The sequence below is a fragment of the Proteiniphilum sp. genome (assembly GCF_034927365.1).
Lineage (GTDB): Bacteria > Bacteroidota > Bacteroidia > Bacteroidales > Dysgonomonadaceae > Proteiniphilum.
In genome coordinates, this window is sequence record NZ_JAYFQD010000031.1 from 17,840 (window position 1) to 38,246 (window position 20,407).

Here is a 20,407-nt window from a genome sequence, read left to right on the forward strand (position 1 = left end):
TCATAATGATTTTTTCGCTAAATTTGCAGGTTGAAAATAGAGATTATTATTAACGATACGTATGATGGAAAAAGAACAATCCACAGTCGAGGAGAACAGGAAAAGCCTTAATTTCATAGAGCAGATCGTAGAGAACGACCTGAAAGAGGGTAAAAACGACGGACGCATACAGACGCGGTTCCCGCCAGAACCCAATGGCTACCTGCATATCGGTCATGCCAAAGCTATCTGCCTCGATTTCGGTATCGCGGAAAGATACAATGGCGTTTGTAACCTCCGTTTTGATGATACCAACCCGGTGAAGGAAGACGTGGAATATGTTGATTCCATCATGGAGGATATCAAATGGTTGGGATTCCATTGGGAAAACATCTATTATGCATCCGATTATTTCGGACAGCTATGGGATTTTGCCGTACGACTGATCAAAGAGGGTAAGGCTTATGTGGATGAACAGTCCGCTGAAGAGATTGCCAAGCAGAAGGGAACGCCCACTGTACCGGGAACCCATAGTCCGTATCGTGACCGTCCCCTCGAGGAATCGCTGGAACTGTTTGAAAAAATGAACAGCGGCGAGATCTCCGAAGGAAAAATGGTGCTACGTGCTAAAATAGATATGGCTTCATCGAATATGCACTTCCGTGATCCGATTATCTACCGGATAATTCATATCCCGCATCATCGTACCGGTACACAGTGGAAAGCGTATCCGATGTACGATTTCGCACATGGGCAGTCCGATTATTTCGAAGGGGTAACACACTCACTCTGTACTTTGGAGTTTGAGGTGCATCGCCCTCTGTACGACTGGTTCCTTGATCAGTTAGCCGACAGCGACTATCGTCCAAGACAGAATGAATTCAATCGCCTAAACCTCACTTATACGGTGATGAGTAAGCGCAAACTGCTGCAACTGGTACAAGAGAAGCTGGTTTCGGGATGGGATGATCCACGGATGCCGACACTGACCGGTATGCGTCGTAGAGGATATACACCGCAGGCGATCCGCAATTTTATAGACAAGATTGGTTATACGAAATATGAAGCCATCAACGACGTATCACTGTTGGAGCACGCTGTACGTGAAGACCTGAATGCACATGCAATACGTGTTTCCGGAGTTATCGATCCCATTAAACTCATCCTTACCAACTATCCCGAAGGTCAGATAGAGGAGATGGAGGCTATCAATAATCCTGAAGATGAAACAATGGGTAGCAGGAAAGTGAAGTTCAGCCACGAACTTTGGATTGAACGCGATGACTTCATGGAAGAGGCTCCTAAGAAGTACTTCCGCTTGACACCCGGAAACGAGGTCCGTTTGAAAAACGGATATATTGTGAAGTGTACCGGTTGCAAGAAGGATGAAGAAGGAAATGTGACAGAGGTGTATGCCGAATATGATCCGATGACGAAAAGCGGTATGCCTGATTCTAACCGGAAGGTGAAGGGAACGATCCACTGGGTATCCGTCTCCCACAGTTTAGATGCCGAGGTGAGACTTTATGATCGCCTTTTTATAGTGGAAGATCCGGCGGGTGAAAAAGAGAAAGATTTCAGGGAATTGCTGAATCCCGATTCACTTATCGTGAAGAAAGGGTGTAAGGTGGAAGAATACCTGAAAGAGGCCAAACCACTCGATAGCTTCCAGTTTCAACGGATCGGTTACTTCAATGTGGATGCCGATTCCATACAAAGCGCCTTGGTCTTTAATCGCACTGTGGCGCTCAAAGATTCCTGGAAGAAGAATGACTGACTTTAGTGCATATTTTCATTTGGGTTAAATGTGGAAAAGACTCACGTCAGTAAACAGCCCAAAGTGATTTAAATGGAAGATAACGATCTGGACATAAATTTTTTGATTGAGAAGTATGAGCACATGCGTGCACTTGGCAGAAAAATGTATTTCGATGCCGACGAGTTCGCCATGCTTGCCGAATACTACAATGCGGAAGGTGATAACGAGGAAGCGGAAGAGCTTATCAATGAAGGGCTGAAGATGCATCCCGGTAGTCCCGGATTGATGTTGATGAAAGCGAAGATCCTTGTCTATTCGGAGATGTATCAGGATGCGCTTGACTATATGGAGTGGATTTCTGATGAGGGAGGAGTGGATCTGGCACTGTTGAAGATAGAGTCGTTGTTGCATCTCGGAAATCATGACGAAGCAGAAAAACTGATCAATAGCATGTTCAAGCAGGAACTCCCTGTTGACGATCTCTATTTTTTCATTACCGAACTGGGATATATGTTCAATGATGTGGATATGTTCGACCGCGCCATTTCGTTTCTCGAAGAGAGCATGAAAATCAATGATTCTAACACCGATGCCATTGTTGATCTTGCTTATGCATATGAGTTGAAAGGAGATCTGGATAAGGCCATAGAATATAACAACCAGTTGCTCGATATCGATCCTTATTCTTATGACGGTTGGGTGAATATCGGGAAACTTTATTCCATGAACGAACAGCATGATAAGGCTGTAGATGCGTTTGACTTTGCACTTACAATTAATGAAGAGGATGTCAATGTGTTAAAGATGAAAGCACTGTCGCTTTATCTGAACGATAATCTTAAGGCTGCCATCTCTCTTTTTGAAGAATGTCTACAGAAATCACCCGAAGATGAAGCTGTCTATGATTCTTTGTTGGAGGCCTATGATGCTATGGAACAATATGATAAGATGATGGATCTTATCGATAGGAGAGAGGAGATGCTGGGTAGCGAAGGTATTATTGCCAAACGGGCCTTTGTTTATATTAGCAAAGGGGATTACGAACGCGCAAGACAACTCTTTAACCAAATTCCGGAAACTGAAAAGGAAACACTCGACTATTTTATGCTGGAAGGGGAGTTTGCTTTTCATGATGAAGATTTTACTACAGCGGAAACAGCATATATGAAAGCAGCACTTGCATCTCCAAGCAATGAAGATGTACTTGACAAATTAGCCAATATTAGTGTGGCACAGGAGAAATTTGAGCAGGCTGCCGTATATCTTGAAGAATTACTCTCCATTGCCCCCGATTTTCCTACTGCAAAATCGAGGCTGGCCTTTATCCGTTTTGAGATCGGTTCCAAAGAACCGTTCGACAAAATCATGGAGCAATTTTCGGATCAGGAATTAAGAGACCTGCTCAATCTTATTACCGGTAACGAGAATACCGATTTTTCTGATTACAGCCGTGAGAAAATATTAACTCAGCTCAATGAAGCCCGTGAAAACAGGGTACTGTTCAAGAATATAAAATATTGAAAAGCAATTTTTTATTGTTCTAATAATCCCTGAATCTTAGTTTTTACCATGCCATGACTCGGACTTAGTTGCTCCTCCTTTTCGTGGATATTTCTCTTTTCGTCGATCAGTATATATTGAGATACGCCATTCATCCTGAAAAGTTGGTAAATAAATCTCTTATATGAAAAAATAACGATAATTCTTTTCAAACAATTATATATGTGGAAATGGATTGTTAGAAAAATAGATACCCTGAAATAAAATCAATATAAAATAGCCTGAAAAAATAACAATCTTACATGAAATTTGCCTGATTGTTGATATTTTTTTACTTTTGCTGTTTCAATAAAAAGAAGAGATGATAACAGTTACGGAAAAAATAAAGATTTTGTGTGCCGGTAAAAATATATCGGCTGAAGATCTGGCAGCAGGAGCCGGATTGAAAGTGGAGCAGGTGAGCAGGATACTCGAAGATGAGCGAATTCCTTCCCTTGCCTCAATTATTAAAATAGCGCGTGCATTGGGAGTGCGTCCCGGTACTTTTCTTGACGACAGCGAAGAGTTAGGACCTGTTGTTAACCGACATACCGATTCATCCCCCACCGTTACCTTTACGAGCCATCTGACCGACGATCATTCACACATGGATTTTATGTCGTTGGCAGCGAGGAAAGCCGGACGAAACATGGAACCGTTTATCATCGATATCAGACCTGTCACAGAATCCGGTAGTTTTTCATCACACGAAGGGGAGGAGTTCCTTTTTGTACTGGAAGGAACCGTCATTGTGAGTTATGGAAAAGAGAGGTATGAATTGCATAAGGGTGATAGTATCTATTATGATTCCATTGTAAGTCATTTGGTGACGGCTGGTGGTGATTCTACCGCAAAAATCCTGGGAATAGTCTATTCTCCTGCATAAATTTTTATAGTAATAGAGAAAAATCCGTTAATGACCATGACAAATCAATCAGATATTCAGCTTTCTGACAGGACGTTGGGAGACTGGCTGGAATATTGGGTAAAAGAGACACCAGATAAAGAATATATTGTCTATTCCGATCGTAACCTGCGTTTTACCTGGGATAATTTCAATAAGAGAGTGGATGATATGGCAAAAGGGTTGATTTCCATTGGAATCACCCGGGGTAGTAATGTGGGGATCTGGGCGCAGAACGTGCCCGATTGGCTGACTTTCCTGTATGCCACTGCGAAGATCGGAGCTGTAGCGGTGACGGTGAACACCAATTACCGTACCGAAGAGATATCCTTTCTGATAAAGGATTCGGATATGCATACCTTATGTATGACCGACGGAGTACCGGGAAGCAATTATACCGATATTATCTATGAACTATTGCCGGAGTTAAAAAATATGCAGCGCGGTAAACTGAAATCGGATCATTTTCCCGAATTGAGGAATGTCGTGTACATCGGACAGGAAAAATACCGGGGAATGTACAATACTGCCGAATTGCTGCTACTCGGAAAGAATGTTCCGGATCATGAATTTCAAAGATTACGCTCCCTTTCCAGTTGTCATGATGTGGTGAATATGCAGTATACCTCGGGAACGACAGGATTCCCAAAAGGCGTAATGCTTACCCATCATAATATTGCCAATAACGGTTATCTGACTGGCGTACACATGAAATTCACCTCCGACGACAAGTGCTGTGTTTGCGTACCTTTGTTTCACTGTTTCGGAGTGGTACTTGCCACCATGTGTTGCCTGACACACGGGAGTACGCAGGTGATGGTGGAACGTTTCGATCCACTGGTCACACTTGCCTCTATCCACAAGGAGCGATGCACTGTATTGCACGGGGTGCCCACCATGTTTATCGCTCAACTCAACCATCCCATGTTCAATGTGTTCGATGTAAGTTGTCTCCGTACCGGAATAATGGCAGGTGCCCTCTGCCCCGAGGAACTGATGCGACAGGTGAACGAAAAGATGTTCATGGATCTCACCAGCGTGTACGGGCTGACGGAGACATCACCCGGGATGACGCAGAGCCGTGTGGAGGATCCGTTTGATGTGCGGTGCACCACCGTGGGGCGCGATTATGAGTTTACCGAGGTGAGCGTGATTGATCCCGAGACAGGGGAAGAGTGCCCTGTCGGGGTGCAGGGTGAGATGTGTAGCCGCGGATACAATGTGATGAAAGGTTACTACAAGAATCCGGTAGCGACAGCCCAGGTTATTGATAGAAATGGATTCTTGCATTCGGGCGATTTGGGCGTAAAAGACAAGAACGGAAACTACCGTATCACCGGACGCATCAAGGATATGATTATCAGGGGAGGGGAGAATATATCCCCCAAAGAGGTGGAGGATTATCTTTACCGGATGCCGGGAGTGAAAGATGTACAAGTGGTGGCGGTAGCCTCGGAGCGGTATGGCGAAGATGTGGGTGCTTTTATTATCCGCAAGGAGGGATATCAATTAGAAACCGAAGATGTGCGCGATTTCTGTAAAGGGCATATCGCCAAATACAAGATACCCCGTTATGTCTTTTTTGTGGATACCTTCCCGATGACCGGTAGCGGTAAGATACAGAAATACCGCCTGAGGGAAATGGCCCTTGAGTTATGCGAGAAAAACGGTATTGTGATACTGTAGATACAGTTTTCCAGATTTCTTTTTTAGTGCGATATTGTTGGCGGCTGTTTAAAAACAGCCTAAATGTCGTGTCCTTACCTGTAATGATATGACATAATGCAATGATACATTATGCTATTTTTGAATAGTCTCTTATCTTTTCGTATTTTTTTGAGGATATGATATTTTGGAATTGTGACGATACTTTTTCAATTAAGTAAGTTATAAGATATAGATACGAAAAAAATTGTACATTTACGATCTAAGTGGTATACGTACTTAACAGCACCGAATCCAAAATAGGCAAACGATAGTAATAATATAGATGCCATAAAATGTTTCAGATAGTTGATAACCACGCAAAAAATTATGTCCCAAAGATTAAAAACAATACGACACAATCTTATAATAAAGAAACAAAGAGATTAAAGATTCATTGGTAGTTTGCTTTGAGAAAGTAGGTGATGAAAATAAATTTTATATTGCTAATGACTTAAACGGCATGACAGACGGTATGAGAATAGCAGTATTGAAGAAAAACGGGTAATAATAGGTTTTCCTGAATTTCTGCTATTTGCGGTACATGAATCTAACAAAAAGAATAAATTTATCTTTTACTCTTATTTATCAGAATAGTAGCGAATTAAAACATAAAAAAATAGAACAATCCATCTTTTGTAGACTTGTCCCAAGATGCGGATGTCTTGGGACAAAACTCGAACCAACTGTTAGAGGATTTACGGAGACTTAACCAGTTAGAAGACGGTTCATATCAGTATGATTCAGAGATTGATAAGAATAAACAGTCTCAAATTATTATGAATGCTGGAAAACTAAAAAGAGGGTACAAAAAAACCGGTGATTTTATCACCGGTTCGCTGTTAATTGTTTTTTTACTTCATCTAACGAGTATCGTTTACCATCATCTGTTAGCTTATGTAGTTGTACTGTTAGCTTGTCCTGCATATCTTCTATGTCGCTTGCAGATAACTCGCTCAATATTGCTTCAAAGGCTTGTATAACGCTTTTTTTTAGTTGTGCTATTTTCATCTGTACACGTCCTTTCTATGATTAATATCGATTACTAATATAACAAGGTTTTCATCCTGTAGTTCATATATCACCCTATAGTTCGCTACTCTTAACCTGTAATAGCCACTCATTCCCTTCAATGCCTTAACATTACTGCTCCCATATGGGTTTTGTTGTAACACCTCAAGCTTCTCGATTATCAAATATTGATAAACCGGATCTATCTTTTGCAGGCTCTTTAAAGCATTGTGGGTAAATTCTATTGCATACATACACAAAGGTATAAAATGTTTTTTACTTTACTGGAAAACTTTCCCCTTATAATATGTTGATGCAATAAAAAACGGACTACATCTTTCGAGATAGCCCGTCTTTTAGTCCGACACACATTGAATAAATTGATTATTATTTGTGTTGGTGGAGATTACCGGACTCGAACCGGTCACCTCAACACTGCCAGTGTTGCGCTCTAGCCAGATGAGCTAAACCCCCGTGAATTGTTTATGAAAAACAGTCTACCGCTTTAGACGGTGCAAAGATAATTATTATTCTGAAATAATCTATTCCCTCTTGTGATTTCTTTGTTTCGTCACCGTTTGTTTTTCTGATAAAATAACCGTAAATTTGATTTACCTATTCAAGATGGAAACAAATAGAACGATTGAACTGAACGAAGAGCAACTGAAAGCCGTTGAATACGACGGAAAACATTTGCTGGTGCTCGCTGGCGCTGGAACCGGTAAAACGCAGACTATCATATCGCGTGCAAAATACCTGATCGGCCGGGGTGTGGTGCCTAAACGTATTCTGATACTCTCTTTTACCCGTAAGTCGGCAAATGAAATTGTAGAGCGTATAAAATCGGGTATTGACAAATCGCTCGCCAACGATTTGAAGGGACAGACCTTTCACTCATGGTGCATGGAGATTATCAAAAGTAACCCGAATATATTCAAGGATCATGATTTCACGGTAATCGACGAAGATGACCGGGAGAGTTCCTTTAAGCTGCTCTGCGGAAAAAGATTCAAGAACTACAACAAGAAGCTGATATCTCCCATACTTATCAAGGAGGTCTATTCGTACGCGGTGAATAAACTCATTCCTCTCTCTCAGGCTATTTCTGAAAAGGTGTATGACGGTTTCGGAAGGCCAAGTGGTGATGGCGCGGGCGGTCCCGATACCTCCGACCCCGAAGTATTGCAACTCCAGCAGACCGTGGAGAAGGAGATCGAGAAAGTGAAACCGCTCTATCAGGATATCATTCAGCAGTATATGAAATACAAGAAAGAACGCAAGTACCTCGATTATGACGATATCCTGAATGTGGTGTCGAAAACGCTGAAAAAAGATAAGGGTGCCAGAGACGCGCTGTCAAGTCTGTATGATCATATACTGGTCGATGAAGCGCAGGATACCAATCCGCTGCAATATGAGCTATTGTCTTCTTTTCAGGAAAGATGTCATCTCTATTTTGTGGGGGATGATGCTCAGTCGATTTATGCCTTCAGAGGTGCCGATTTTAATACGATGTATCACTTCACAGATGTCTTTCCCGAATCCGAAAAATATAAATTGACGATTAACTACCGTTCCACACAGGAATTGCTGGATTTATCGAACTGGCTGTTGACCGAGTCGATTTATAATTACGACAAGGAACTAAAGGCCAGTAGAGGAAAGGGAAATATGCCTGTTATCATTAACAGCGACGGCGACTGGATAGAGGCCAATGATATCACCGACAGGATTTTGTTAAGTACCACGGAAGAGGGTTTGGCATTTTCGGATAATATGGTTTTATCCCGTTCCGTTTTCGGTATGCGAAGGGTGGAAGCCTCCTGTATCGAGAAGAAGATACCCTATGTAATCTATGGTGGTGCGGGGATTATGAAGTCGAAGCATGTCAGGGATATCGTCTCTGCAATGCGAATTATCTCCAATTATAAGGATGAGTTGGCATGGATGCGTTACCTGATGCTCTGGCAGGGAATCGGTGAAGTCCGTTCGGCAAGGATTATTAATAATATAATCGGCGAAGATACTTTGGATGGTTGTCTCTCGAAGCTGATACAAGAAGGATTGGAGAAAATCGTTTCATCGGTGCTGCTCAATATTATCGGTCTTCGGGATAATCCGGGTGAGGCGATGCATAAGGTGGTCGAGTTGATGGGGGACCGGATGAAAGATCTTTACAAGGAGGAATGGAATTGGCGGAAAGATGATTTCCCGATATTGCAGGAACTGGCTACTACTGTAGGTTCAATATCTGACTTTATTGCCGAGTATGTATTAGACCCTAAAGCAGAAACGACCGGTAAGTGGAAGGGAAAATCGGAAGATGGAGTGATCATATCCACCATCCATTCCGCGAAAGGGTTGGAAGCGAGAAAATGTTATATCGTCAATGTATCGACTTTCTCCTATCCCACATCCCGTGCGGTTTTACAAGGTGATGCAGCGATAGAGGAGGAGAGGCGATGCCTCTATGTGGCGATGACAAGGGCTATGGATGATCTCTATATCTACAGGAACCTGAAATCGGCCCATGTTTATACCACTAATCAGGATTCGGAGAAGACGAATGAAAAATATTTTCTGAATAACCTTCCTTTTTCGTTGGTGAAGAATATCAATCTGACTAACGTGAGTGATAGCGTAGTACAATATCATGGTGCGCCGGTGGAGATTGATCTGGAGGATAGTTTCGATTTCGGATAATTTTTTTTTGATTGAATTAGATTGAATTTTTCCGGTAAACAACAGTATAAACTCAGAGAACTAAAAGATCACGATATATGATTGTTTTTAATACCACTTTTCATGTGGAAGAGGGGATTCAAGAAGAATTTGTAGAATATATGCTACAGCATTTTATTCCCATGTCTACCAAAAGCGGCTTGCTCAGGTCTCCCCGTCTGTCGCGTGTGTTTGGGAGAGAGGAAGAGCCGGGACACTCATTCGCGATGGAGTTTCAAGTAGCCGATATAGATCTGTTGGAACGGTGGAACAGGGAAGAGAGCGGGAAGGTGTATGCGCCATTGCTGAAGAAATTCAAAGAGAAAATGGCAGGCTTCTCAACGGTGATGCAGACGATTGATTATTAGTTTAATATCTACGTAAGTGAATAATTACGTTAAGCTAAATGGGCAAAAGACAAACTTGTTTGTACTTTGCCATAGCGAGCGATTATCTAACATTAGTGAAATTGATGATGCAGAAAGAACGGATCATAATGGGGATCGACCCCGGTACGCAGGTGATGGGGTACGGTATTCTACGGGTACTGGATAATAAGCCCCATCTCGAAGCGATGGGGGTGATGCAGTTGGGTAAATATGATGATCATTACCTGAAACTGGCGAAAATATATGCACGTATCATAGGCCTTATTGAAGAGTATCTTCCGGACGAGCTTGCCATAGAATCGCCTTTCTTCGGTAAGAACGTACAGAGCATGCTTAAGCTGGGGCGTGCCCAGGGAGTGGCTATGGCAGCTGCCATCTCGAGGGATATTCCCATATTTGAATATGCACCCCTGAAAATAAAGATGGCTATTACAGGAAATGGGAGGGCTGCCAAAGAGCAGGTAGCCTATATGTTACAAAAAATACTCCATATCCCGGATGAGAATATGCTCCCTCAGTTAGATGCATCCGACGGACTTGCTGCTGCGTTGTGTCATTTTTATCAATCGAACGTCACTACCGACGAAAAGAAATACAAGAGCTGGAAAGATTATGCCAACCATAATCCCGAGAAGATAAAAAGGTGAATAAGTGGTGATTTATATAGAGTTTAGCCAGCAAATGATTAAAATCTTTGGAGAAAAAATCATTTTTTAATGTATTTGGCTATAAAATTTTTTATCTTTGCCTTATGAATCAATTGATATCCCATATTGAGTTTTTGCTGCATGAGCACAATTGTGTGATCATTCCCGAATTTGGTGGGTTTGTGGTGAATACGATCTCCTCACAAAAGGATGGGATAGCAGTATTTCATGCGCCTGTATGTGAACTGGTATTTAACCGTGACCTCACCCATAACGACGGATTATTGGCTCAATCTTATATGAAGAGCGATGGCATGACGTTTGAGACGGCAATGAAAAAGATTGAGCTGGATATACAGGAGTTGCAACGACAACTGCGTGAACAGCGTTATTTGGAGATGGGCAAGTTGGGTTCATTCGCCATGCAGGATGGTAAACGTCTTGTCTATACTCCGGGTACATTTGTCAGACCTGCTTTTTTTGGATTGACACAGGCTACACTTAAACCGTTGATACAAATGCAGCCCGCTGTATCGGCAGTGAAGAACGAAAAAAGTCAAAAATGGAGCCGTAAGGGAGGCATTAGTGCTGCTGCCGTAGCTGCCGTAGTTCTGTTGATGTTCATCTTCCAGGGGGGAGATACCTCAATGGAACGACAGTCTGCACGGATGATTTCTGAAACTGGGTGGTTACATCATAAAGTAACACAACCTGTGAACAAGATTGCCGTATCCCCTGAAATAGCAAATGAAGTGGAGAGAGTGAGTGAGCAGTTAGAAGTTGTAAACGAGTCCGTTGCACCGCCAGTTGATATTTCCGGGCAGGATATAGACGATATTTCTCCCAGATATTATATTGTGATGGGTGTGTATAAAGGAATCGAATCGGCTCAAAAAACCACACAACGATTACTTGATGAGGGCTTCCATCAGACAGCATGGTTAGAACGCCCCGATCGTATTGACGTATATGCAGCTTCATTTACCGATGAAAATGCGGCAAAAGTCTATTTAAAAGAAGTTCATAAAAAATTTCCCAGACATACTGATGCCTGGATTTTAAAAAAATAACTGGCTATGTCTCTAAAAAGTTATATTATAACTGGTTTTGTATTTTATTGGGTATATCAACTCTACAGATACAGAAAGACGCTGATATCCCCTTTTGATAGGTTTCGTTTCCACGATTTTTAACTCTCCGACTAAAATCCGGAAACTGCTAACTGTTATGAAGAAATGAACGAAAAAGAATATGAAGCCGTACTGTTGAGTACGGCTTATCCAAAACCAGATCCTTATGGTGCATTGTCCATGCCTGTTTATCATTCTCTGGCTTATGAATTTCAAACTGCGGAAGAGATGGAAGCCGCTTTTTGCGGGTGGACAAATGAGCATACCTATTCACGTATAACCAATCCGACGGTACAACATTTTGAAGAGCTGGTGAAGAGCGCTACAGGCGCCTATGGCGTTACTGCACTCAACTCCGGTATGGCCGCGATCAGTAATACATTAATTACTCTGGCTTGGAGTGGTAGTAATCTGGTTACTTCCCGACACCTCTTTGGCAATACCTATTCCTTTTTTGTGAATACGTTGAATGCGTTTGGCATGGAGGTGAGATTTTGTGATCTCACTAATATGGAGGAGGTAGCAAACGCTATTGATGAGAAGACGTGTGGCTTGTTCCTCGAAATTATCACTAATCCGCAGATGGAGGTAGTCGATCTGGCAAAGTTGAGTAAAATTGTACACGATAGGGGAGTGCCGTTGATTGCCGATACGACGATTATACCGTTTTCCATCTTTCATGCCGTTGATTTTGGGGTGGATATCGAAGTGATAGCCAGCACTAAATATATTTCAGGTGGTGCAACCAGCCTGGGAGGGTTGATTATTGACTATGGGAAGTTCCACAATTATCGCACACCTGCACTAAAAGCCTTTGAAAGTATATCGCAATCGCCGTTTCATACCAGATTGCGGAAGGAAGTGCACAGAAATCTCGGTGCATATATGACACCTGATGCAGCATATCAGCAATCTCTTGGTTTGGAGACGTTGCAATTGCGTTTTGGAAGGCAAGCCGGCAGTTGTAAGGAATTAGCGGAAAAGTTGCAGTCGTTACCGGATGTACGGTCAGTGAACTATACCGGTTTACCCGATAATCCATTTTATGAGGTGAGTAAAAGACAATTCGGGGATTATCCCGGTGCCATGCTCACTTTCGATCTGGAATCAAAGGAATGTTGTTTCAGCTTTATGAATAGGCTTAAATTGATTCGTCGCGCTACTAACCTTTTCGATAACCGTTCGCTGATTATCCATCCGGCAAGTACCATTTTCGGTTCGTTTTCCGCAGCACAACGTGAAATGATGAATGTGAAGGATACAACAATCCGGCTGTCGGTGGGGTTGGAGAGTGTGGAGTGTCTATTCGAGGATATTTGTCAGGCTTTAGTATAATTCAGGTAGATCAATTAATTAGATAAGAATAGGGGGGTGCCGTTACATTTTTGTAAGTCACCCCCTATCTGTTTATATATAGAATTCTCTCTACAGAGGATATTCTTCAAATGCGTAGAGCAGGGTGGAGAGATAGCGTTCTCCCGTATCGGGTAATACCACAACAATATTTTTTCCTTCATTTTCGGGCTTTTGTGCTAACTGCAAAGCGGCATACGCAGCTGCTCCCGATGAAATACCCACTAAAAGTCCTTCAGTCGATGCCAATTTTCGGCTGGTGAGAATGGCATTATCATTACTGACAGCAATTACCTGGTCCACTACGGAAGCGTTATAGGTACCCGGAACAAAACCGGCTCCTATTCCCTGGATCTTGTGGGGCCCCGGTGCACCGCCCGATAACACAGGTGAATCTGCCGGTTCCACAGCAACCACTTTAATATTGGGATTCAATTCCTTTAGTCGTTTCCCTGCACCACTTACAGTCCCACCTGTGCCTACGCCGCTTACAAGTATATCTACTTGTCCGTCGGTGTCTCGCCATATCTCTTCAGCGGTAGTGTCGTAATGGATTGACGGATTGGCTTGATTTTCGAACTGTTGCAGGATAACGGCATTGGGCAACTCAGTCTGTAATTGTGTGGCTTTCGCAATGGCGCCCTTCATTCCTTCGGTACCGGGTGTAAGTACTAACTCGGCTCCCAGCGCTTTTAACAGATTTCTTCTTTCGAGACTCATGGTCTCAGGCATGGTAAGAATCAACCTGTATTTTTTGATGGAAGATACGAAAGCCAGTCCGATACCTGTATTTCCACTTGTAGGCTCAATAATGACTGATCCGGCGTTCAACAAGCCTTTCCTCTCAGCATCTTCCACCATAGCCAGTGCAATACGGTCTTTCACACTTCCTAAAGGATTAAAACTCTCTAACTTTGCAATAATATTGGCTTTGACGCCTTCAGAATCCTTAAAATGATTAAGTTTTACTAATGGGGTGTTACCCACTAAATCCGTTAACTTCTCTGCTATCTTTCCCATATTTCTAATTATTAAAATTTTTGACAAAAATAAGTAGTATTAAATTGGCATGAAATAGCATAATTATGGTATTTTTGAATATCAGGTCCTTTCTATGATTTTCCAGATAGCTTCTACCCAGACATCACTACTGTTCATTGCCGGAATAAAAGTGAGTTTTTCACCTCCTGCTTCCATAAATAATTTACGGGCTTCGATATCTACATCGTAAAGAGTTTCCAGATTGTCGACAGGGAAACCAGGGGTAACAACAGCTACCTTTTTCCATCCTAATTTGGGAAGATCGCGGATATCTGTATCGAGAAACGGGTTTAGCCATTTTTTACCCCTCTGGGATGAGTAAAAAAGGAATGTATCGTGCGGATTGACATCCAGATTTTTACAAAAAAGCCGGTTGGTCTCTTTCAGTTGATATACGTAATCATATTCCTTTCCTTTTTTCCATCCGGCTTCTACCTGTGCCAGAGGGAGGCTGTGATAGGAGAATATAAGTTTGTCTATATCATCGAGGTATTCTTTCGCATGTGATGTGAGGGCATGGATAAAAGCCGGATGATTGTAATAGGGCTCGGCAAATTTCAATCTGAATGAGTGAGGATGTTTATAGAAAACATTCCCTATCATATCTTTTGAAGTCTGCGTGGTGGATTGGGCATAATGGGGGTATAGCGGGAAAACCACCACTTCATGTAGTAATGGGCATTTTCTCTCCAGTTCACGAAAAGCAGTGTAAACATCCGGTTTTCCATAGCGCATGGCGATTTCTACAGGAACTCCTTTCTGTCCTTCCAGTTTCTGCGCAAGTTGTTGCATGTGATAAATCAGCGGGGATACCGACGTCTCTTCATCATTATGCCAGATTAGTTTATATTTTTCAGAGACCCGTGATCCACTGCTGGGTGCGATTATGTTTTTCGCAAGGAACTTCGACCACCATTCCGATTTTCCCGTCAGAAGCGGGTCAGAAAGCATGGCGGCAATAAATTCTTTTACATCATTCGGATCCGTACTGGCGGGAGTCCCCACATTTACTAATAGTATACCTCTCATATCCGGTTTCGGGTTTATCCTACATATGTTTCCAACAGCCTGGTTGCCTCATCTGGTATGATTGTCACCGATTTTGTGTCGGCAGGAATAAGCATCGATTCTCCCTGGCAGAGCCTCTCACCGTTCCCCTTATCATCTTTCACAGTACAACGGCCCGCCATACAGATATAAATCACGAATGAATCAAGCGTCGTATAGTCCCGATCCATTTGGGTAAGGGCATCCATTTCCAGTAGATAAGTGATGAAATAGGGTGATGTGACTAATTTTACAGGATGATTGATATTTTTTTCGTATTCCGTTTTGTATGAGTCGTAAACTTTGAAGTCGATTGCGTCTTTGGCCAGTTCGGTATGTAGTTCGCGGCTATTACCAGCTGCATCTTTACGGTTATAATCATAAATGCGGTAAGTGATATCGGATGTCTGTTGTATTTCGGCGATAAAGCATCCGGCGCCGATGGCATGCACACGTCCCGCAGGAAGGTAAAAAACATCACCTGCGCTCACATCATACTTCATGAGCTTGTTGGTGAAGGTATTGTTCTTTACAGTCTCGGGATATTCTTCGGGAGTAATGTTTTCTCTGAATCCGGAGTAGAGATATGCTCCCGGCGTTGCATTGATAACATACCACATTTCTGTTTTTCCAAATGAGTTGTGCCGTTTCTTTCCCAATTCATCATCAGGGTGAACCTGAATGGAGAGATCGTCGCGGGCATCAATGAATTTGATGAGTAGAGGAAAGGTATTCCCGAATTTTTGGTACACTGTCTTTCCTACAAGCTCCTCTCCTCGTTGGTTGAGTAATTCATCCAGTGATATTCCGGCCAGGTGCCCGTTGGAAATATGGGAGATGTTACCACGAACCCCTGAGATCTCCCAGCTTTCACCAATACCTTCCTGATAAGGCTCTATATTTTTAAATCTGCAGATATCCGAGCCACCCCAAATAACCGGTTTAAGGATCGGTTCAAATTTAAAAGGATAAAGTGTACCGTTATTGATTGAAGAATCTCCTATTTTATTGTTGCTATTACTTGACATATTGAGTTGTTTAATCGTTTATTACATTATTTATATTGGCACATTGGCATATTAGCGCATTAGTAATCATACCCGTCTCATTACCATAGCTGTCCGTGCAGGAAGATAGAATTGTAACCATCCTTTGTTATCTTTTGCGTAGAGCGGATCATACATTGTAAAATGATGAATAGTGTCGTCATTCAGACCGAAACCACCGAACTGCCGACTATCCGTATCGAGTACAATCTCGTATTCGCCTGCAGGGACAAGGATACCATAATCGCTGTACGATTTCTGAGGATTGAAATTATAGATAAAAAGCAGATCCTTCCGTGTGTATGCCAGCATATTATCATCATCTTTGTCCCAAATCTTTGTTAAAGGCAGCGCCTGGAAATCAGGAACAGATTTGATAAGTTGAATCATAGCCTTATCGAAGTCACCCAGATAATGATACTTCAGGTTGTGATCGTCAGCCAGATTCCATTGGCGGCGTGCATATTTGTAAGACCAGTGATTGCCTTCACGGGGGAAGTCAATCCATTCGGGGTGCCCGAATTCATTCCCCATAAAATTAAGATAGCCACCGTTGATGGTACTTGCTGTAACCAGACGTATCATCTTGTGCAACGCGATACCCCGGTCTACAGCATAGGTGCTGCTCATTAGTTTCGACATAAACCAGTACATGTCGGCGTCGATCAATCTGAATATGATTGTTTTATCTCCAACCAGTGCCTGATCGTGGCTTTCCACGTAGGAGATCGTCTTTTCATCAGCACGCCGGTTGGTTGTTTCCCACCAGATAGCGCTGGGATACCACTCTTCGTCTTTCCTCTCCTTGATCGTTTTGATCCAGAAGTCGGGAATATTCATGGCCATACGATAGTCAAACCCATAGCCTCCCGATTGTACGTCCAATGCCAGGCCCGGCATACCGCTCACCTCTTCGGCAATGGTGATGGCATGGGGATTTACCTCGTGAATAAGTTGATTTGCCAGTGTAAGATAACAGATAGCATCAGGATCCTGATGTCCATTATAATAGTCGCCATACGAACTGAAGCATTCTTCCAGGCCGTGACTGTAATAAAGCATTGATGTGACGCCATCGAATCGGAATCCGTCGAAACGGAACTCTTCCAGCCAATATTTGCAGTTGGAAAGTAAGAAGTGCAATACCTCATCCTTTCCATAATCAAAACAGAGTGAATCCCAGGCCTGATGAATTCTTCTGTTAGGGTCATGTGGAAAATAGAGGTCATAACTTCCATCTATCCGTCCAATACCTTCTATTTCATTCTTGACTGCGTGTGAATGTACAATATCCATGATAACAGCAATACCCATTTCATGTGCAGCGTCGATTAATTGACGCAGTTCATCGGGTGTACCATTACGGGATGAAGGAGCGAAAAAGCTGGATACGTGGTATCCGAATGAACCGTAATAGGGATGTTCCTGGATAGCCATGATTTGGATGGCATTGTATCCGTTTTCTTTTACCCGCGGTAATATATTTTCTCTGAATTCGTTATAGCTGCCTACTTTCTCTTCTGCCGTGGACATACCGATGTGTGTTTCATAGATGAGCAAAGGAGAACAATCGGGTTTGAAATTTTTATGCCTGAAAGTGTATCTGTCTTCGGGCTCCCATACCTGTGCGCTGAAGATGAAGGTTTGCTGATCCTGTACTACTCGCCTGCTCCATGCGGGGATCCGTTCTCCCGAACCACCTTCCCAGCTTACATGGAGCTTGTAAAGATCTCCGTGGTGAATGCGTCCGGGCGGTAACTTAACCTCCCATACGCCATTCTCTGTTCTTTTTAAACGAAATGATTCCTGTCGCTGCCAATCGTTAAAAGTGCCTACAAGAAAGATTTCAGATGCATTCGGCGCCCATTCGCGAAACATCCATCCGGTATCTGTTTTATGTAACCCGAAATAAAGATGGCCACTTGCGAAATCGGAAAGAGTAATCCGCCCACCCTGTGTGATGCCGGATAACCGCTTTAAATAATAATTATGGCGTCCTTCAATTGCTTCGGCATAGGGATTGAGCCAGGGATCGTTTTTGATGATGTTGAGCATTGTCTGTTTTATAACTACCTTTACTAAATTATGCATCCGATAGGACAAAGATAATTAATTGTAAATATTTCTCTCAATTTTTGACAGTAAAAAAGCGTTCGTAAAATAAAATAGAGAAAAATGCATATCTTTGCGACTCAAGTTTAACAAAGAGTATTTCATGATGAGACGAATTATATCGGTTATTTTTACGATCACTTTTATTTTCGCGGGTGAGTTATATGCGCAAAATTCGGATATTACATGTAGCTTAGGTTTCGTATTTGAGATAAGTAACGATAAGAGTTGGGGATACAAAGAGCCGGTTATTGTGGATATCACACCAGGATCTCCAGCCGAAAAGGCAGGACTGGAACTGAATGATATTATTCTTTCTGTAAATAAGAATGGAACTTATCTTCAGTCGTATCAGACTATTATGTCGTGGTTTAATCAGGATTCACAGAAGATGATTCTTGCCACCCGTAATTTCAAACATACTTTTAAAGAGATTACAATTGAAAAAGATTGCCGCCACTCGAATGCGATCAAGGAAGCGCAGTTGGCTCCGGTATTTGCATTTTATAGTTTAGAAGATGTACAGAACCGACGTTTCCTGATACCGGTAAAAACTACTGTCAATGAGAATGCACTCTTTCATAATTACCGCACTTTTGCTTTTTCTCCTTCGGATGAGAGTACGCGTCAGCTTGATGAGCGAATCAATGCTATTTTTATTCGTGCTTTAGCTAAGGTTGGCTTACAATACGATCCGGGGGATCCCGATTTTATAATTCAGACCTATTATAGCTACGAGGGTAATCCTATGTATAAGGTCGGTTCGCCTACATTTGGGAGTTATCAGCCAGTTTGGCGCTTCGATACAAGAAATAACAGAATGGTAAAAGTTCCTCTGTATGATCCTTCCGAAGCGGTTCGGGTGGATGATGTCGCTTTTAATCTGGAGTTCGGTTACCGATTCTATGACAGGAAGTTCCTTGAAGCGGGAGATAAGATGATTATTTGGGAGAGTGAAGCCAAGGAACGATTGAATAGTCATTACGATTTGGTTGATTATCTCGAAATGAATCTTCCTCTTTTGCTGAAAAAATTTCCGAATTGTGGTAATAAGTCGTTCGGTACTTTCGATGTAAACTATTTGAAATATAACTATACTGGTATTGGATATAATATGAATGACCTGAAAACGGTTGTGTCTGTAGATCCCGGCTCTCCTGCCGCACGGGCGGGTATTTTACCGGGAGATGTGATTGTCAATATACAAGGTCAGGATTTCGACCATACTTCTCAGTCGCTCACGGAAGGTTATCGTCGCTTCCTGGCTGAGACGATGAATCTGAGGGATAAGAACACTCGCTATACCGATTCCAATGGGTTTAAAGAATGTATGTTCTGGGATGTGGCGCAATATAATGCTGTGTCGACGGCCGTTGCTAATAATCGACGGTATAAGTCGGCATTTTCTTATCTTTTCAACTTTAACCAGTATATCGATTGGAATACACCTGTTTCCATTAATATAATAGTACTAAGGAATGGGAGCGAGATGAGTTTTGCCGTAACTCCACAAATATCCATAAGTTCACATATTCAGGCGTATTAGGAGTGGATAGGTGGACAGGGGATAGGTGAAGCCTTATAAGCAAATACATGACGAATATTCATAATATATTCTATTATAGTACTTTGTTGGGGGTTTTCCATTTTTTGTAAAGGTCCGAATGAAAAAAATATCCAAAATAATCGGAGAAATATTTGGAACTTATTCTCAGGAATCACTATCTTTGTAGCCCTTTCGCTTAAAAGCGGGGTCATTATAGAGATAATGAAACAAGCAGATTGAAATAGAGTAAGTGTAACGATTGAAAATCAGTTCCTTTGTTTCGGATGCGAAAAAATATTGAAAAAACTTTCCAAAAAGTTTTGGAGATTAAAAATAAGTCTCTATCTTTGCACCCGCTTTCAGGAAATAAGTACTGTAAGCGGTAAGAAAAGAAAAGCGATCTTTAGGATATTTACATATACGTTTATAAGACAAGACAAAGCAGAGTATACAAGGGGTCCAGGCCGGTCAGCGGCCGG

16 protein-coding genes and 1 tRNA gene are annotated in these 20,407 nt (G+C 42.3%); 10 read left to right on the plus strand and 7 right to left on the minus strand.

All coding sequences use genetic code 11. The annotated features are described in order from the left end of the window. Positions 1 to 61 precede the first annotated feature (61 nt). From VB073_RS15730 to VB073_RS15745, 4 genes are all read left to right on the plus strand, one after another. Positions 62 to 1,756 (plus strand): glutamine--tRNA ligase/YqeY domain fusion protein, encoded by a 1,695-nt coding sequence (locus tag VB073_RS15730; protein WP_323405141.1) that lies wholly within the window; start codon positions 62 to 64, stop codon positions 1,754 to 1,756. Between the two features lie 72 nt (positions 1,757 to 1,828). Beyond that, positions 1,829 to 3,259, plus strand: coding sequence for a tetratricopeptide repeat protein (locus tag VB073_RS15735; RefSeq protein WP_323405142.1), 1,431 nt, complete (start codon positions 1,829 to 1,831; stop codon positions 3,257 to 3,259). A gap of 340 nt (positions 3,260 to 3,599) precedes the next feature. After that, entirely contained in the window at positions 3,600 to 4,163 is a 564-nt protein-coding gene (locus tag VB073_RS15740; RefSeq protein ID WP_323405143.1) for an XRE family transcriptional regulator, read from the plus strand. Between the two features lie 54 nt (positions 4,164 to 4,217). Next, positions 4,218 to 5,867, plus strand: coding sequence for an AMP-binding protein (locus tag VB073_RS15745; protein WP_323405155.1), 1,650 nt, complete (start codon positions 4,218 to 4,220; stop codon positions 5,865 to 5,867). Between the two features lie 846 nt (positions 5,868 to 6,713). Here VB073_RS15745 and VB073_RS15750 read toward each other — a convergent pair. The 3 genes from VB073_RS15750 to VB073_RS15760 form a co-directional block, all read right to left on the minus strand. Beyond that, positions 6,714 to 6,896: a hypothetical protein gene (locus VB073_RS15750; protein WP_323405144.1), complete on the minus strand. Its 183-nt coding sequence runs from the start codon at positions 6,894 to 6,896 to the stop codon at positions 6,714 to 6,716. Beyond that, positions 6,893 to 7,150: a type II toxin-antitoxin system RelE/ParE family toxin gene (locus VB073_RS15755; RefSeq protein WP_323405145.1), complete on the minus strand. Its 258-nt coding sequence runs from the start codon at positions 7,148 to 7,150 to the stop codon at positions 6,893 to 6,895. Before VB073_RS15755 ends, VB073_RS15750 begins: the two co-directional genes overlap by 4 nt. Positions 7,151 to 7,293: 143 nt before the next feature. Further along, positions 7,294 to 7,370: transfer RNA gene (locus VB073_RS15760), tRNA-Ala, on the minus strand. Positions 7,371 to 7,520: 150 nt separating this feature from the next. Between VB073_RS15760 and VB073_RS15765 the strand changes: the two genes are divergently transcribed. The 5 genes from VB073_RS15765 (at position 7,521) to VB073_RS15785 (ending at position 13,118) form a co-directional block, all read left to right on the plus strand. Next, positions 7,521 to 9,599, plus strand: coding sequence for an ATP-dependent helicase (locus tag VB073_RS15765; RefSeq protein ID WP_323405146.1), 2,079 nt, complete (start codon positions 7,521 to 7,523; stop codon positions 9,597 to 9,599). 77 nt (positions 9,600 to 9,676) lie between these two features. After that, positions 9,677 to 9,985, plus strand: coding sequence for a DUF4286 family protein (locus tag VB073_RS15770; protein ID WP_323405147.1), 309 nt, complete (start codon positions 9,677 to 9,679; stop codon positions 9,983 to 9,985). A 107-nt stretch (positions 9,986 to 10,092) separates the two neighbouring features. Then, positions 10,093 to 10,653, plus strand: a complete 561-nt coding sequence (ruvC, locus tag VB073_RS15775; protein WP_323405156.1) for a crossover junction endodeoxyribonuclease RuvC — start codon at positions 10,093 to 10,095, stop codon at positions 10,651 to 10,653. Between the two features lie 104 nt (positions 10,654 to 10,757). Then, on the plus strand, positions 10,758 to 11,723 hold the full coding sequence (locus VB073_RS15780; RefSeq protein WP_323405148.1) for a hypothetical protein: 966 nt from the start codon (positions 10,758 to 10,760) through the stop codon (positions 11,721 to 11,723). A 165-nt stretch (positions 11,724 to 11,888) separates the two neighbouring features. Beyond that, complete coding sequence (locus tag VB073_RS15785) at positions 11,889 to 13,118, plus strand: PLP-dependent transferase (protein ID WP_323405149.1); 1,230 nt, start codon at positions 11,889 to 11,891, stop codon at positions 13,116 to 13,118. A gap of 90 nt (positions 13,119 to 13,208) precedes the next feature. Here VB073_RS15785 and cysK read toward each other — a convergent pair whose 3' ends face one another. From cysK to VB073_RS15805, 4 genes are all read right to left on the minus strand, one after another. Then, positions 13,209 to 14,156 (minus strand): cysteine synthase A, encoded by a 948-nt coding sequence (gene cysK / locus VB073_RS15790; protein ID WP_323405150.1) that lies wholly within the window; start codon positions 14,154 to 14,156, stop codon positions 13,209 to 13,211. 81 nt (positions 14,157 to 14,237) lie between these two features. Next, positions 14,238 to 15,206: a ferrochelatase gene (hemH, locus tag VB073_RS15795; protein ID WP_323405151.1), complete on the minus strand. Its 969-nt coding sequence runs from the start codon at positions 15,204 to 15,206 to the stop codon at positions 14,238 to 14,240. A gap of 14 nt (positions 15,207 to 15,220) precedes the next feature. After that, positions 15,221 to 16,252 carry a type I phosphomannose isomerase catalytic subunit gene (locus VB073_RS15800; protein WP_323405152.1) on the minus strand — a complete coding sequence of 344 codons (1,032 nt, stop codon included), beginning with the start codon at positions 16,250 to 16,252 and terminating at the stop codon, positions 15,221 to 15,223. 66 nt (positions 16,253 to 16,318) lie between these two features. Beyond that, a complete protein-coding gene (locus VB073_RS15805; protein ID WP_323405153.1) occupies positions 16,319 to 18,325 on the minus strand; it encodes an alpha amylase C-terminal domain-containing protein in 2,007 nt (668 codons plus the stop codon). A 160-nt stretch (positions 18,326 to 18,485) separates the two neighbouring features. Between VB073_RS15805 and VB073_RS15810 the strand changes: the two genes are divergently transcribed. Next, entirely contained in the window at positions 18,486 to 19,928 is a 1,443-nt protein-coding gene (locus VB073_RS15810) for a PDZ domain-containing protein (RefSeq protein ID WP_323405154.1), read from the plus strand. Positions 19,929 to 20,407: the final 479 nt, after the last annotated feature.